A 15,177-nucleotide genomic window follows, 5' to 3' on the forward strand; every position below is an offset into this window, starting at 1 on the left:
ACGCGAAGGATCCGAAGTGACTGAAAAAACGACGTTCTTGTCTTCTCTTGGCAAGGATATCCCCGCATCGATCGTGGTGGCGCTGGTCGCCCTACCCCTATGCCTTGGCATTGCCCTCGCTTCGGGGGCTCCGCTGTTTTCCGGCCTGATCGCCGGCATCGTCGGCGGCATCGTCGTCGGTACCCTGTCCAAATCGCAGCTGTCGGTCAGCGGGCCGGCGGCGGGGCTGACCGTCATCGTGCTCGACGCGCTCGAGCTGCTTCCCAGCTGGGAGATCTTCCTCCTCGCGGTCGCCCTGTCCGGCGTGCTTCAGATCGGGCTGTATTTCACCCGGTCGGGCACCCTTTCCGAATTCGTGCCCAGCTCGGTCATCACCGGCATGCTGGCGGCGATCGGCCTGATCCTGATCCTCAAACAGATTCCGCACGCCCTTGGCTACGACGGCGATTTCGAGGGTAGCCTCAGCTTCCTTCAGCCCGACGGCCTCAACACCCTCTCGGCGCTGTTCTACTCGGCATGGGATTTCTTCCTTCCGGGGCCGATGCTGATCGCGCTGATCTCGCTTGTCTTCCTCTTCTGGTGGGATGCCAAGAAGCCCAAGGACGGGCCGTTCCGGCTGCTGCCCGGTCCGCTCGTCGTGGTGATCTTCGGCGTGCTTGCCAACGAGGCCTTCAAACTGTTCGCACCCGGCCTGGCCGTCCGGCCCAGCCATCTTGTTCAGGTCCCCATCTCGGGATCGCTGGGCGAGTTCGTCGGGCAGTTCCGCACCCCCGATTTCACCGCGATCGGGATGGCGGACGTCTGGATCGTGGCGGTTACGCTCGCGATCGTCGCAAGCCTGGAATCGCTGCTATGCGTCAAGGCGGTCGACGAACTGGATCCGCGCCGTCGGACGACCGACAAGAATCACGAATTGCTGGCGCAGGGTGGCGGCAACATCCTTTCCGGCCTGATCGGCGGCCTGCCGCTCACTTCGGTGATCGTGCGCTCCTCCGCCAATGTCGCGGCCGGGGGCGAGACGAAAACCTCCGCCATTCTGCACGGCTTCTGGCTGCTGCTGAGCGTGCTGCTGATCCCGGTCCTGCTGAACATGATCCCGCTCGCGGCGCTGGCTGCGATCCTGATCCAGGTCGGTTACAAGCTCAACACGCCCGAGTTGTACCGCCGGCGCTGGGCGCAGGGATGGCACCAGTTCGTGCCGTTCATCGCGACGATCGGCGCCATCCTGTTCACCGATCTGCTGCGCGGCATCATCATCGGGCTCGCGATCGGCTTCGTCTTCGTCGTCGCCCGCAATTTCCGCAAGGCGGTGAGCGTGGCGAACGACGAAGGGTTCTGGTTGGTCAGCGCCCGGCGCAACCTGTATTTCATTCACAAGTACGAATTGCAGAAGTCGCTCGGCAGCGTGCCCGATGGTGCGAGCGTGGTGATCGATCTCGAGCGGGCCGAGTTCATCGACCCCGACAATATCGACATCATCAACAGCTTCTCGCGCAATGCGAAGTTCCGCGACATCGCGGTCACCATCCGGGGCGATCTGGATCACCTGCAAGCCGCCCCGCTGGAAGCCCCATTCAAGAAGGTTGCCTACTCATGAAAACCATTCGCGAACTGATCCTGTCCAACAAGACCTGGTCGGCGGAAATGCAGGAGCGCAAGAAGGACTACTTCGCGCAGCAGACCTCTGGCCAGTCACCCGAGATCATGTGGATCGGCGGGTCGGACAGCCGCGTCTCGCCGCAGAACATAACCCAGACCCGTCCGGGCGAGCTGTTCATCCACCGCAATCTCGCCAACCTCGTCTATGAAACCGACGACAACCTGATGGCGGACGTCCAGCACGCGATCGAGGATTTCGAAATCGCCCACATCGTCCTTTGCGGACATTACGGGTGCAGCGGACTGCAAACGGCGATGACCGGCGGCGGCTCCGGCCATGTGCATTCGTGGCTTGCGGCCGCGCGAGAGGTGTTCGCGCAGCATCGCGCGGAACTTGAGGGGATCGAGGATCAGTCGGAGCGGCTCAACAGGATGGCCGAACTCAACGTGCGCGAGCAGCTGGTCCGCCTGTCGAAGACGGACACCGTCCGGGCCGCCTTCGCACGCGGGCAGGATTTGACCCTGCATGGCTTCATCTACGATCTGCGGAATGGTCGGTTGGCGGAGCTGCTGGAGATCGGCCGGTCCGGGGAGCTTTCGGAAATCGGTATCCCGCCCATGACAAGCGATCCGGACGCGGTCGGAGAGGCCCGCGCGGCATAGTAGGCCAGCGACACCGCAGGCGCCCATGTGCTTCCGGGGTCGCGCGATTTGGGGCGGAGCGGACTCACTGATGAGCGATATCCCGATTGATGGAGCCTAAGACCGCGTCGCTGCGTTGAATGGCCATGCGAAAGACTGTCGAGGATCTTCAACGCGAAATGGAAGCTGCGGCCGAGGCCCTCGATTTCGAGGAAGCCCGGCGCATTCGCGACCGCATCAATCTGATGCGGGGCGGGGCGGATGCTGCGGATGCCGCGCAAGCCGACACGTCGGGCCTGGTTCGCCAGCGGCCTGGCGCGATGGGGCTTGGCACAAGTCGACAGCGACCGGTTGCTCCGCCCGATTGGAAGCCGCCCGCCAAGCCCGATCCCATGACCTCCAAGCGCAAGCGAAAGTGAGTGTCGGGGGTACGAGCGATGCCGTGTTGGCCCTGCTCGCCGAGCGCGGGGCCGGAAAAACGGTATGCCCTAGCGAAGTCGCACGAAGGATCACTTCCGATGGCGAAGCGGATTGGCGCATGGCGATGCCGCTCGTCCACGTTGCGGTCGACCGGCTTATCGAGCGGGGAGCTATAGAACTGACCTGGAAAGGCCGGGCTCTCCCTGCGCGGTCCGGACCGTATCGGATCGGCCATGCAAGCGACAGCACATGAGAATGGTCGCCGATTGCCCGGAGCGAGCGTAACCGACCGAGGCTGGTCCTCCCGAGGTTCGGTAATGGCGGAGCGGGAGGGATTCGAACCCTCGATACGGGGTTACCGTATACACACTTTCCAGGCGTGCGCCTTCGACCACTCGGCCACCGCTCCGCATGTTCTCTCGTGGCGCTGCCGCTTCGCAGATTGAGCGATGGAAGCACGCCGGTTCGAACAAGAACGCGCGCCCTAGCGGGACGGGGTTGCGAGCGCAAGCGGGCTTGCCTAGCTTTGCAGGCGATGACGCAACGGTTCGGCACGGCGCCCTCGCTCGAGGATATGGCAACGTTGGGCCGCGCGGCTTACGACCGCCTGCCGCAACAGTTTCGCGCGCAACTGGGCGACGTCGATTTCCGGGTCGAGGATTTCGCCGACCCTGAGACGCTGGCGGCGGTGGGGCTGGAGGAGCCGTTCGAGCTTTCGGGGATCTACCAGGGCCATCCACTGCCCGCGCGCAGCATCGAGATGAGCGGACAGATGCCGACGCGGATCCGCCTGTTTCGCCGCCCCATTCTCGACGAATGGGCGGAGCGCGGGGACGTGACGCTGGAGCGGCTCGTCGCGCATGTCGTGATCCACGAGATCGGGCATCATTTCGGCTTTTCCGACGACGACATGCACGCGCTGGAAGACGCTGCCGACTGAGCGAAGGTGCTTGCCATGCGGGCGCGGCGTGGCAGGATGCGCGGCCATGAAGAGGCTCGCAATCGCATTCGCCGCGCTGGCATCGGCGCTCCCCGCATTGGCTCTTGCGCAGGACGCGGAGACGACGAAGCCGCCGAGCGCGAAGGAAGTGCTCGATGCGGCGCCGCGGTCTGCTTGGCAGGAGGTGCGGCCCGAGGATCTGCTGGTCTTCGAACTGAACCCCGCCCCCGATGGCAGCGAGCGGCGCATCGTGCTCCAGCTGATGAGCGAGCCGTGGAGCCAGAAATGGGTCCGCAACATCCGCAAGCTGGCGAAGGCGCGGTGGTGGGACACGCATTCGTCGGTCTATCGCATCGCGCCGGGCTTCGTCGCGCAGTGGGGCGATCCGGACGAGGAACGTGCGCCGCTTCAGGGCCTGGAACCGGTGGGAAAGGACGACTTCACGCATCGCCTGCCTGCCGTTGCGCAGCTCGCCGATCCTTGCGCCGATCGCAAGCTCGATAATAGCTTCTGCGATCCTTACGCGCCGGCGGTTTCGTTCGAGGACGGGTGGCCGATAGGGACCGACGGCGTGCGCGACTGGCCGCTGCACTGCCCGGGCATGGTCGGGGTGGCGCGCGATGTCGATCCTGCGACGGGGCTCGGCGACACGCTCTACACCATCATCGGGCACGCACCGCGGCGGCTCGACCGCAATCTCGCGGTGGTGGGCCGGGTGGTCGAGGGGCTCGACCTCTTGCGCACCCAGCCGCCGGGGACGGGCGAGATGGGCTTCTACGCCGAAGGGCAGGATCCGCTGAAAATCGAGTGGGCGCGGCTGGCGAGCGACCTTGCGCCCGAGGCACGCCCGCGGTTCAAATATCTCGAAACCGAGAGCGGTACGTTCGCCGAGTGGCTGGCGGCGACGGGGCGACCGAACGAATTCTACACCACCGTGCCGAGCGATTACGACATCTGCGCGCTGACTTACCCGGTGCGCGAGATCGAGGGCGAGTGATGCTGCGCGGCGGCCTCGCGCTCCTTGCGGCACTGGCGCTCGCCGCGCCGTTGGATGCGCAGGAAACAGCGATGTCGCCTGGCGAGATCGTCGCCGCCGCGCCGCAATCGGACTGGGTCGCGATCGCGCCCGAGGACCTGCTGGTGATGACGCTCGCCCCGGACGGCGAGGGCCAGCCCCGCCAGGTCTACATCCAGCTCATGCCGCCGCCCTTCAGCCAAGGCTGGATCGAGAACATCCGCACGCTCGCCCGCGCGCACTGGTACGACGGGCTGGCGGTGATGCGGGTGCAGGACAATTACGTCGTCCAGTGGGGCGATCCCAATCATGACAACCCGGAAAGCAGCGGGCCGCAGAAGCCGCTGCCGGAAGGGCTGAAAGTGATGAACCAGGGGGATTACGCTGCTCCGACCGTGGACGTAGCCATGGCCTATAACGGCGAAGAAATCACTCCAGAGAACAGGTCAACGTGGTCCGACAACGATTGGTCCACGAATCGAGACCCCGTTTTTCACAACCAGCGGCCAGATATCCGGATTACACAAACAGACTGGACTTATGCGGGTTGGCATCAGCGCGATTCTTCCGCGGAGTGGATCGAGTTCTTCGAAGGCTGGCCAGTCGGCACGGAAGGTGAGGCTGAAGACGCACCGTGGTGGCCCCTCCACTGCTACGGCATGGTCGGGGTCGGCCACGGCATGCCGCCCGATACCGGCACCGGCGGCGAGCTCTATACGGTGATCGGGCAGGCACCGCGGCATCTCGACCGCAATCTCGCGCTAGTCGGGCGCGTGGTGGAGGGGATCGAGCATCTCTCCAGCCTGCCGCGCGGGGCGGGAGCGGGCGGTTTCTACGCCGACCCGGCGCGGCGCACGGGAATCGAAAGCATTCGCGTGGCGAGCGACTTGCCCCCGAGCGAGCGGCCCAGCTTCGAATATCTCTCCACCGAGAGCGACAGCTTCGCCCGCTATGTCGAGGCCCGGGCGAACCGGCGCGATCCGTTCTTCGTGGTGCCGGCGGGCGGGGCGGCTATCTGCAATATTCCGGTACCGGTGCGCCGGATCACCGGATAACCCAGTTCGACGTGACGTCGGGCCTTCAGACCCGTTCCATCAGTTCGATGCGATTGCCGAACGGATCGGCGATGTCGCCCCGCTTGTAGCCATCGAGCGGCTTGCCAGGGGTGAACGCCACACCTGCAGCTTCCAGGCGCGCCACCAGCGCATCGAGATCGTCGACCAGCAACGCCGGATGCGCCTTTCGCGCCGGTCGGAAATCGTCTTCCCCACCAAGGTGGATATGCGCGGTACCACCTTCGAACCAGCACCCGCCCCGCTTTGCGAGGTCGGCGGGCTTGGGCACCTCGGTGAGCGTTAGCACCTCGGCATAGAACGCGCGCGCCCGCTCCTCCTCGCCGCGCGGCATGGCCAGCTGCACATGGTCGAGGCCGACGATACCCGTCATACCCGCTCCGCATCGGCGACCGCATCGCTGGCGCGCAGGGCACTGAGCATCCGGGTGAGGTGGGCAAGATCCTGCACGTCGAGATCGATGTTGTAATGGGTGAAGGGATGGTCGAGCTGCGTCTGGACGAGGCTGCGCACGTTCACATGGTTGCGCGCGAAAATACCGGCCATGTCCGCCAGCGTTCCGGGCCGATCGTACAGCGTCAGGCGCAGGCGCCCCACCGCGCCATTCGACTGTTTGCCCCACTGGAGGTCCAGCCAGTCGCTGTCCACGCCGTTCGCCAGCACCAGGCAATCGATCCGGTGCACCTCGATCCGTTCGTTCTGGTGGCGCAGGCCGACAATGCGGTCCCCGGGAACGGGATGGCAGCAATCCGCCAGCTCGTAGGCGACGCCGGGTGTCAGGCCGCGAATGGAGATCGCGCGGTCCCGGCTGACCCAGGCCGCATCGGCCTCCACATTGGCGGTGCATCCCGGAACCAGCGCCTCCATCACCTCCTTGTCGGTGATGCGCGCCGCGCCGATCGCGTAATGCAGCTCCTCTATCTCGGTCATTTCCAACCGCTTGAGCGCGGCGCGCACCGCCTTGCGGCCGATCTCCGCCGGTACGCGCTCGGCAATCTCGTCGAACAGTTTCGCCCCCAGCTCGGCGATTTCCGCCCGCTCCTTCAGCCGCACGGCGCGGCGGATGGAGGCGCGCGCCTTGCCCGTCACGACGAAGCCGAGCCAGCTCATCTGCGGCTCCGCCTCGGCGCCCTTGATGATTTCGACCACGTCGCCGTTGTTCAGGGCGGTGCGCAGCGGGACGTGCCGTCCGTTGATCTTTGCGCCGACGGTCTGCGCGCCGAGGTCGGTATGCACGGCGAAGGCGAAGTCGACCGGCGTTGCGCCCTTGGGCAGCTGGAACAGCGCACCCTTGGGCGAGAAGGCGAAGATGCGGTCCTGATAGACGGCCAGGCGCGCGTGCTCGAGCAGCTCTTCCGGATCGTGGCTCGCATCGACGATCTCGATCAGATCGCGCAGCCAGCCGACCTGCCCGTCCGCCTCGCCATCCTGCTTGTAGGCCCAATGCGCGGCGAGCCCGAAATGGTTGGTCCGGTGCATCTCGCGCGTGCGCAGCTGCACCTCCACCCGCATCGACTGTTCGTAGATCAGCGAGGTGTGGAGCGAGCGATAGCCGTTATTCTTGGGCGTGGAGATATAATCCTTGAACCGCCCGGGAATGAACTGCCACGTCGTGTGCAAGATGCCCAGCGCGCGGTAACAGTCGGCCACGCTCTCGGTCAGCACCCGGAACGCGAAGATGTCGGTGATCTGGTCGAAGCTGACATGGCGTTCGGCCATCTTGCGCCAGATCGAATAGGGCTGCTTCTCGCGGCCCGTGACCTCCACCTGGATGCCCGCTTCCGCCAGCGCCTGCTTGATCGACAACGCGATCGCCTCGACCTCGCCGCTGTCCTGTTCGCGGATCTTGTCGAGGCGCGCGGTGATGGTGGCATGCGCCTCAGGCTCGAGATGGCGAAAGGCGAGCGCCTGCATTTCGCGCATGTATTCGTACATCCCGATCCGCTCGGCCAGCGGGGCGTAGATGTCGATCGTCTCGCGCGCGATCCGCTGCCGCTTCTCGGGCGACTTGATGAAATCCAGCGTGCGCATGTTGTGCAGCCGGTCGCCCAGTTTCACCAGCAGGACGCGGATGTCCTCGCTCATGGCGAGCAGGAACTTGCGCAGGTTTTCGGCCGCCCGCTCGTCCTCGGGCATCTGCTCGATCTTGCTCAGCTTGGTGACGCCGTCGACCAAGCGCGCGACATCGGGGCCGAAATTGGACTCGATGTCCTCGATCGTGGCCAGCGTGTCCTCGACCGTGTCGTGGAGCAGGGCGGTCATCACCGCGTCCTGATCCAGCTTCAGGTCGGTCATCAGGCCCGCGACCTCGACCGGATGGCTGAAATAGGGGTCGCCACTGGCTCGCTTCTGGCTGCCGTGTTTCTGCACGGTATAGACATAGGCGCGGTTGAGCATCGCCTCGTCGGCGTCCGGATCGTAGGCTTTCACCCGTTCGACGAGTTCGTATTGACGCAGCATCGCCATGGAATGTGCGTGGCCGCGCGGCGCGCCGCAAGCGAAAAGAACGCGCGATGCGAATGGGTTGGGTGCGACGAAGCGGACGCTGCGTGCGGCGGGCGCGGGAACGGCTCGCGCTTGTAGTCATGCGGTTGTCACGTGTAGTGTCCAAGGGACGTCGCATCGGAGGGTTCATGATTCTCGCCAAGTGTGGCGGCGCGGCGTTGGCGGTCGCGCTGGCTCTGACAGCAAACGTCGCGCAAGCGGACGTCCTCGAGATCGGGGACGACGGCGCGCGCTGGATCGCCGGGGATCAGGCCGTCTTGTTCGAAGCGGGCGTGTCCGATGCTGGAATGCCGGATGCGGGGGCGCAGGAACTGTCGGCCGAATGGGGCGGCGACCTGCCGCCCGCCGCCCTGTCGGACCCTGCCGCGCAGGCCGGAGGCATTCCCACCGCCTATGCGGCGAAGGTGGCCGAACTGGCGCGTCGCTTCGACTTGAGCCCGACGTTGATAGAGGCGCTGGTGTGGCAGGAAAGCCGCTGGCAGGCGGGAGCACGTTCGCCCGTCGGGGCGCGGGGCCTCGCCCAGCTGATGCCCGGCACGGCGCGCGAGATGGGCGTCGATCCCGACGATCCCTTCGCCAATCTGGAGGGCGGGGCGCGCTATCTGCGCGAACAGCTCGATCGCTTCGACGGCGATCTGGAGAAGGCGCTGGCGGCTTACAATGCGGGGCCTGGCCGGGTCCTGCAGGCGAACGGCGTGCCGCGCATCCGCGAAACGCAGATTTACGTGGCGGCGATCATGGGTCGCCTGGCCGATCATTCCCGAGAGGACGACTAGACAATGCATTCGATTACCCGCCTGACCGCGCTTGCCGCGTTGCTTTCCCCTTCCGTCGCGCTGGCGCAGTTGCAGGGTCAGGACCCGGCCGGGTCGGGCCCGATCGTCAACGCGCTCGCCTGGCTGCAGGGCACTCTGCTGGGCAATGTCGCGACCGCCGTCGCCGTTATGGCGGTGGCCGCGGTCGGCTTCATGATGCTGACGGGGCGTCTCAACTGGCGCTTCGGTGCGACAGTGATCATCGGCGTGTTCATCCTGTTCGGCGCGGCCTCGATCGTGTCCGGCATCCAGTCGGCGGCGGGCTAGGGGGGCTTCGCGATGGATCAGCTCGTCCGCCATCCGGTCCACCGCGCGCTGACCCGCCCGCAGATGTTCGCGGGCGTGACCTACAATTATTTCATCATTAACGCCGCCGTCACGACGGAGGTGTTCCTGATCACCGGCAGCTGGCTGGCATTGCCAGCAGCGGCGCTGATGCACGGCATCGGCTATTTCGCCTGCCTGCGCGAGCCGCGCATCTTCGACCTGTGGCTCACCAAGGTGTCGAAATGCCCGCGGGTGAAGAATTTCAAGCGGTGGGGCTGCAACAGCTACGCCGCCTGACCCGAACCGGGGAAAGGCCCAGTAACGCGATGAGTATGCGCGCATGAGCAAGTGGATCGGCACCGCCGCCTGGCGCGGCAAGGAGGCTCGCGCCGGCGACCGGCTGCCCTATGCGCGGCTGGTCGACGAGAGCACCGTGCTGCTGCGCGACGGCTCCGTCATGACCGCGATCCAGGTGCCCGGCCTGCTGTTCGAGACCGAGGATACCGACGCGCTCAACGCCCATGCCGCGACGCGCGAGATCATGCTGCGCTCCACCCTCGATGCGCGTTTCGTGATGTACCACCATGTGATCCGTCGCCGGGTCGAGGTGGAGCTGGAGACCGAATTCGCAGATCCGCTGGCGCGCCATATCGACGCGCGGTGGAAGGAACGGCTGGGCTCGGGCGCGCTGTTCATCAACGATCAGTTCGTCACCCTCATCCGGCGCCCCGCGCGCGGCAAGGCCGGCTGGGTCGAAAAGGCGAGCAAGAAGCTCAACCGTCGCAAGCGCGATGATGTGGAAGTTGATCCCAAGGACCTGCGCAGCCTGAAAGCAGCCGCGACCGGCCTCGTCGCCGCGTTGCAGCCCTACGGTGCGGCGCTGCTGGCCGAATATACCGGCCCGGCGGGCAATACGAATTCGGAAATGCTGGAGTTGCTCTCTGCACTCTACAATGGCGAGATGCGCCCCGTGCGCCGCCCGGCCGAAGATACCGATATCGGCTACATGCTCCCCTATCGTCGGGTTTCCTTCGGGCTCGACGCGATGGAACTGCGCGGCTCGGGCGATCCCGACTTCGCCTCGATCCTCAGCCTCAAGGACTATCCCGACGCGACCAGCCCCGGCCTGATCGACGGGCTGCTGCGGCTACCCTACGAGATGGTCGTGTCCGAGAGCTACGCCCCGGCGGAGCGGACCACCGCCCGCGAGCGGATGGACCTGGCGCTACGCCGCCTGCGCTCTGCCGACGAGGAAGCGCAGGCCGAACGAAGCGACATGCTCGCCGCGCGAGATGCGCTGGGCAATGGCGCGGTCGGCTTCGGCGACCACCATCTGTCGGTGCTGGTGCGCGAGCGCACACTGCCGCGTCTCGACGATGCGACCGCCGCCTGCGCCGCTGCGCTGGCCGATACCGGCGCGATCGTGGTGCGCGAGGACGTGAACCTGGAACCTGCATTCTGGGCACAGTTCCCCGGCAACGAGAACTACATCGTACGCCGCGCGATGATCTCTTCCGCCAACATGGCGAGCTTCGGGTCCCTGCACGGTTTTGCGCTGGGGCAGGCGGACGGCAATCACTGGGGCGAGGCGGTGACTCTGCTAGAGACGACCAGCGCCACACCGTTCTTCTTCAATTTCCACCATGGCGATCTCGGCAATTTCTCCGTCATCGGGCCGTCCGGTTCGGGCAAGACGGTGGTGATGAACTTCCTCGCCGCGCAGGCGCAGAAGTTCTCGCCCCGCACCATTCTGTTCGACAAGGATCGCGGGGCGGAGCTGTTCGTGCGCGGCATCGGCGGGCGCTACGATCGTATCTATGCAGGCGAGCCCTCGGGCTTCAATCCGCTCAGCCTGCCCGACAGCGCCGCCAACCGCGCGTTCCTGCGCGACTGGCTGGGCGTATTGCTCAAGGCCGAGGGGCCGGAGGAACTGCAGACGATCAGCCACGCGGTCGATGCGACGTACGAGAACGCGCCGGAGCTGCGCCGCCTGCGGCATTTCCGCGAGCTGCTGTCAGGCACGCGGCGGCCCGAACCCGGCGATCTCGCCGATCGCCTCTCCGCCTGGATTCACGGCGGCGAGCATGCCTGGCTGTTCGACAATGGCGAGGACAAGCTCGACCTCGCCAACCGCACCCTCGGCTTCGACATGACCGCGCTGCTCGAGAACCCGAAGCTGCGCACACCGACCATGATGTATCTGTTCCACCGGATCGAAGAGCGGCTGGACGGGCAACCGACCATGATCCTGATCGACGAGGGCTGGAAAGCGCTCGACGACGAGGTGTTCGCCGCGCGGATTCGCGACTGGCTCAAGACCCTCCGGAAACGCAACGCGTTGGTTGGCTTCGCGACGCAGAGCGCACGCGACGCTTTGGAAAGCCGCATTTCCACCGCATTGGTGGAGCAAACAGCGACCATGGTTTTCATGCCCAACAGCCGCGCCCGGCCGGAAGACTACTGCGACGGCTTCGGTCTCACGAGCCACGAGCTGGCGCTGATCCGCAGCCTGCCCGCGCACAGCCGCTGCTTCCTGGTGCGCCAGCCCGACGCCAGCGTGGTCGTCCGGCTCGATCTGTCGAACGCGCCCGAAGTGCTGACAATGCTGTCGGGCCGCGAGAGCACCGTGCGTCGGCTCGACCTGCTGCGCGAGGCGGTGGGTGACGATCCCGCGGACTGGTTCCCCGCGCTTACCGGCCATGCCTGGCCGGGTGGAGCGAGCGAGAACGCCGAGGACGACATCGCGTTCAAGCAGGCCGCCGAATGAGCGCGGGTTGCGACATGGTGATGAGCCAGGCGGCGGGCGGCGTGGCCGCGGCGCTGCAGGCGGTGGACTGCGTCGCGGGCGAAGTGACGGGCGCGGCATTCGGGCGGCTGTTCGCCCCCGGCGGCGCTATGGCGACGGTGCTCACGATCCTGCTGACGCTCTACGTCGCCTTCTTCGCGGTCAACCTGCTGACCGGGCGCGGCTCGCTTGGCGTACGGTCGCTGACGCCGCGCATGATCACGCTCGGCCTCGTACTCACCTTCGCCACCAGCTGGGTCGCTTACCAGTCTGTGGTATGGAATCTCGCCATCGGCGCGCCGGACTGGCTCGCGTCGGTTCTGACCGGCGACAGCGGCTCGGCAACGCAGACCTTTGCGAGCAAGGTCGACGTGGTGTTCCAGGCGATCGAGCAGGCAAGCCAGGGCAAGGACGACATCTCGGCCTTTTCGCCCGCAGGCATGATGTGGCTCGGCGCAATGCTGTTCATGCTGGGCACGGTCGGCGTCCTGGTGACCGCGCGGATTGCGCTGGCGCTGCTGGTCGCGCTCGGTCCGATCTTCGTGGTGATGGCGCTGTTCAACGGGACGCGCGGTCTCTTCACCGGCTGGCTGAAAGGTGTCGTCATGCTGGCGCTGACCCCACTGTTCGCGGTGCTCGGCGGCAGCATCATGCTGGAAATGGCGGTGCCGGTCCTCTCCGCGCTGACGCAGAACCCTGGTGGCGAGATCCCGCAGCGCGCCGCGATGGCGTTCTTCATGATCGGTGCGGTGCATGTCGCGCTGATGATTATGGTGCTGAAGGTTACGGGTACGATGGTGTCCGGCTGGCGCGTTTTCGGCCTTGTCGCCGATGGGAACGAGAGCGGGGGCCGCTCGACCGCGCAATCCACCTCGTCTTCGCCCGCACGGGCCGCACCGCTCAGTACCGCGCAGGCTGCCGGAGCCGCGAACGCCACGCCGACGACGACGGCGTCACGCCGCACCGCAGTGGTGGCGGCCACCCCCAGCCACATTCCGGCGAACGACACGGGCGGTTCGGTGCGCGAGACGCGCGTGCTCGCCACCTCTTCAGGGGGCGGTCAGGTCAATCCCTTAAGCAAGGGGAATTCGCGCACCTCGGGGCTGGGGACCCGGTTCAAGCCGACCGCCACCCGATCCACGGAGAAAGTGAAATGATCCGCGCCGGTCTCCCAGCGCTGCTGCTGTTCGCCGCCCTTGCCACAACGCCCGCGCAGGCGCAGGATTCGCGCCTGATTGAGAAGTTCTACCAGCCCGACGAGGTCGTCACCATTCACGGCAAGACCAAGGTGCAGGCGACGATCGAATTCGGCGAGGACGAGGCGATCGAGAACGTCGCTGTGGGCGATTCCACCGCGTGGCAAGTGACGCCCAACAAGCGCGCGAACCTGCTGTTCGTGAAGCCGCTGCAGCCCACCGGCGCCACCAATATGACAGTGGTGACCGACAAGCGGACCTATTATTTCGACCTCGTCGCGAGTCCGCGCGCGAAGCCAGTGTATGCGCTGCGCTTCACCTATCCCGAACCACCCGCGCCGACGGCGGAGGAGCAGGCGCAGATGGCCGCTGCCGAACCGCAGCCGCAGGCGAGCGGCACCGAAATGGCCGCCGCGACCGATCCCTTCGCCGTGGTCGATCCGGCAAGCCTGAATTTCGAATGGCGCAAAACGGGCGAGAACAAGCTGATGCCGGCGCGGATTTACGACAATGGCGAGGCGGTCTTCATGACCTGGCCCGACGGGGTTACGGCTCCCGCCATCCAGGTGAAGGATCGCAAGGGCACCGAAGGGCCGGTAAACTACATCGTGCGCGACAACACGATCATCGTTGATGGTGTGCCGCCCGAAATCGTCCTGAGGCTGGGCGAGGACAGTGCGACGCTGACCTATGCCGGCCCACCGATCATCCGCAAATTGCCCGAGCAGGCGGCCCTTGGCCGCACGAACCGAGGGGAGTGACGACATGCGCCTAGCCATGAAGATGTCCGGCAAGGGAGCCGCCGCCAACGACGCCGCGCGCGACGAAGACCCGCGCGAGGGTGAGAGCGCGGAGATCATCGATCTCGCCAGCCGAAATTCCTTTCCGGCCGTCGCGCAGAAGAAAGGCAAGTCCGATGCCGCCGGTCTCGTCGCCGGGATCGCCATCGTCGCCGCGCTGGGCGCGGTCACGCTGTGGAGCATGAACAGCGCCCGTACCGGCGAACCGGCGAGCGTGGGCAATCCGGCGGTGCAGACACCGCAGCAGGCCGCCGTCGTGCCAGCGCCCGTCGTTGTGCCCAACGCAGCAGGCAATCCGGCGGTGGCCCCCGCGCCGATGCGCGTCGATCCGGCTCCGCAACCGGTCCTTTCGCGCGCGCCGGGCTATGCAGGCGTTCCCGCGGCCAATCCCTACGCATCCGAAACACTTGTCTTCGATGCCAGCGGCAGGGCCACGCCCCTGGCCGGTCCGGCGGCCGCCATTGCGGCCGGGGCAGCGGGCGATGCCTCCGCTGCCGGTGTCGGCGGCTCTGCCGGGGACTTCGCCGCGAAGATCGGCGGAGTCGGTGGCGGAACGGCGCAGGCGCAGCCGCTCGCCAACCCGACCACCACGGTGACGCAGGGCACCCTGATCCCGGCGATCCTGGAGACCGCTATCGACACCGACGTGCCCGGCTTCGTGCGGGCGGTCGTGAGCCAGGACGTGCGCAGCTTCGACGGTAAGAAGGTACTGATCCCGCGCTCCAGCCGCCTGATCGGGCAGTACCAGTCGGGCGTGCAGCAGGGGCAGAAGCGCGCCTATGTGATCTGGACCCGGCTGATCCGGCCCGATGGCGCCAGTGTCTCCATCGCCTCGCCCGCGGTCGGGTTCGACGGGACCACCGGTTTGCCCGGCAAGGTGGATTCGCATTTCTTCCAGCGCTTCGGGTCAGCCATGCTGCTGTCGGTCGTGGGCGGATTGTCGGCGATCGGTACCGGCGGCGCGTCGGTGATCGTGGGCGGCGGGGGACAGGCTGCCGCCGCCGCCGCCGTGCAGTCCGGCGATAAGATCGCGCCGACCATCCGCGTGCGCCAAGGCGAGCCGATCCGGGTCTTCACCGCGCGCGATCTCGATTTCGGTCCGGTTCAATAGGGTTGGCCG

16 protein-coding genes and 1 tRNA gene are annotated in these 15,177 nt (G+C 66.3%); 14 read left to right on the forward strand and 3 right to left on the reverse strand.

Going from position 1 to position 15,177, the window contains the following annotated elements; all coding sequences use genetic code 11:
• The first annotated feature begins 16 nt into the window (after positions 1-16).
• The 4 genes from MKP08_RS06410 to MKP08_RS06425 all read left to right on the forward strand — a co-directional run bounded on the left by MKP08_RS06410 (position 17) and on the right by MKP08_RS06425 (position 2,914).
• Positions 17-1,597: a SulP family inorganic anion transporter gene (locus MKP08_RS06410; protein WP_241555379.1), complete on the forward strand. Its 1,581-nt coding sequence runs from the start codon at positions 17-19 to the stop codon at positions 1,595-1,597.
• Positions 1,594-2,262: a carbonic anhydrase gene (locus tag MKP08_RS06415; protein WP_241555380.1), complete on the forward strand. Its 669-nt coding sequence runs from the start codon at positions 1,594-1,596 to the stop codon at positions 2,260-2,262. Before MKP08_RS06410 ends, MKP08_RS06415 begins: the two co-directional genes overlap by 4 nt.
• A gap of 125 nt (positions 2,263-2,387) precedes the next feature.
• The gene (locus tag MKP08_RS06420; protein WP_215228900.1) at positions 2,388-2,660 is read left to right on the forward strand and encodes a UvrB/UvrC motif-containing protein; all 273 of its coding nucleotides are present in this window, start codon (positions 2,388-2,390) and stop codon (positions 2,658-2,660) included.
• Between the two features lie 23 nt (positions 2,661-2,683).
• Positions 2,684-2,914, forward strand: a complete 231-nt coding sequence (locus MKP08_RS06425) for a DUF3253 domain-containing protein (RefSeq protein ID WP_373418098.1) — start codon at positions 2,684-2,686, stop codon at positions 2,912-2,914.
• A gap of 65 nt (positions 2,915-2,979) precedes the next feature.
• Here MKP08_RS06425 and MKP08_RS06430 read toward each other — a convergent pair.
• A tRNA-Ser gene (locus MKP08_RS06430) sits at positions 2,980-3,070 on the reverse strand.
• 126 nt (positions 3,071-3,196) lie between these two features.
• On the opposite strand from MKP08_RS06430, the gene MKP08_RS06435 reads away from it, so the two are divergent.
• Genes MKP08_RS06435 through MKP08_RS06445 form a run of 3 tightly spaced genes read left to right on the forward strand, consistent with a single transcriptional unit; the run spans position 3,197 to position 5,671 of the window.
• Positions 3,197-3,601, forward strand: a complete 405-nt coding sequence (locus MKP08_RS06435; protein ID WP_241555382.1) for a metallopeptidase family protein — start codon at positions 3,197-3,199, stop codon at positions 3,599-3,601.
• Between the two features lie 46 nt (positions 3,602-3,647).
• Positions 3,648-4,598 (forward strand): peptidylprolyl isomerase, encoded by a 951-nt coding sequence (locus tag MKP08_RS06440; protein ID WP_241555383.1) that lies wholly within the window; start codon positions 3,648-3,650, stop codon positions 4,596-4,598.
• Positions 4,598-5,671, forward strand: a complete 1,074-nt coding sequence (locus MKP08_RS06445; RefSeq protein WP_241555384.1) for a peptidylprolyl isomerase — start codon at positions 4,598-4,600, stop codon at positions 5,669-5,671. The genes MKP08_RS06440 and MKP08_RS06445 overlap by 1 nt, the downstream gene beginning before the upstream one ends.
• A gap of 25 nt (positions 5,672-5,696) precedes the next feature.
• Here the strand turns inward: MKP08_RS06445 and MKP08_RS06450 are convergent, their stop codons facing one another.
• Both MKP08_RS06450 and MKP08_RS06455 read right to left on the reverse strand, forming a co-directional pair.
• Complete coding sequence (locus MKP08_RS06450; RefSeq protein WP_241555385.1) at positions 5,697-6,062, reverse strand: VOC family protein; 366 nt, start codon at positions 6,060-6,062, stop codon at positions 5,697-5,699.
• Positions 6,059-8,149: a bifunctional (p)ppGpp synthetase/guanosine-3',5'-bis(diphosphate) 3'-pyrophosphohydrolase gene (locus MKP08_RS06455; protein WP_241555549.1), complete on the reverse strand. Its 2,091-nt coding sequence runs from the start codon at positions 8,147-8,149 to the stop codon at positions 6,059-6,061. The genes MKP08_RS06450 and MKP08_RS06455 overlap by 4 nt, the downstream gene beginning before the upstream one ends.
• A gap of 173 nt (positions 8,150-8,322) precedes the next feature.
• Here MKP08_RS06455 and MKP08_RS06460 point away from each other — a divergent pair, with 173 nt between their 5' ends.
• The 7 genes from MKP08_RS06460 to MKP08_RS06490 are packed head-to-tail and all read left to right on the forward strand — an operon-like array spanning position 8,323 to position 15,168.
• Entirely contained in the window at positions 8,323-8,970 is a 648-nt protein-coding gene (locus MKP08_RS06460) for a lytic transglycosylase domain-containing protein (protein WP_241555386.1), read from the forward strand.
• A gap of 3 nt (positions 8,971-8,973) precedes the next feature.
• Positions 8,974-9,276 carry a TrbC/VirB2 family protein gene (locus MKP08_RS06465; protein ID WP_241555387.1) on the forward strand — a complete coding sequence of 101 codons (303 nt, stop codon included), beginning with the start codon at positions 8,974-8,976 and terminating at the stop codon, positions 9,274-9,276.
• A gap of 12 nt (positions 9,277-9,288) precedes the next feature.
• On the forward strand, positions 9,289-9,573 hold the full coding sequence (locus MKP08_RS06470; protein WP_215228893.1) for a type IV secretion system protein VirB3: 285 nt from the start codon (positions 9,289-9,291) through the stop codon (positions 9,571-9,573).
• A gap of 43 nt (positions 9,574-9,616) precedes the next feature.
• A complete protein-coding gene (locus MKP08_RS06475) occupies positions 9,617-12,043 on the forward strand; it encodes a VirB4 family type IV secretion/conjugal transfer ATPase (protein WP_241555388.1) in 2,427 nt (808 codons plus the stop codon).
• Complete coding sequence (locus tag MKP08_RS06480) at positions 12,040-13,218, forward strand: type IV secretion system protein (RefSeq protein WP_241555389.1); 1,179 nt, start codon at positions 12,040-12,042, stop codon at positions 13,216-13,218. Before MKP08_RS06475 ends, MKP08_RS06480 begins: the two co-directional genes overlap by 4 nt.
• Positions 13,215-14,018 carry a TrbG/VirB9 family P-type conjugative transfer protein gene (locus MKP08_RS06485; RefSeq protein ID WP_241555390.1) on the forward strand — a complete coding sequence of 268 codons (804 nt, stop codon included), beginning with the start codon at positions 13,215-13,217 and terminating at the stop codon, positions 14,016-14,018. Before MKP08_RS06480 ends, MKP08_RS06485 begins: the two co-directional genes overlap by 4 nt.
• A 4-nt stretch (positions 14,019-14,022) precedes the next feature.
• On the forward strand, positions 14,023-15,168 hold the full coding sequence (locus MKP08_RS06490) for a TrbI/VirB10 family protein (RefSeq protein ID WP_241555391.1): 1,146 nt from the start codon (positions 14,023-14,025) through the stop codon (positions 15,166-15,168).
• The last annotated feature ends 9 nt before the right edge of the window (positions 15,169-15,177 follow it).

It is taken from the genome of Erythrobacter sp. LQ02-29 (assembly GCF_022576075.2).
Classification (GTDB): Bacteria; Pseudomonadota; Alphaproteobacteria; order Sphingomonadales; family Sphingomonadaceae; genus Alteriqipengyuania.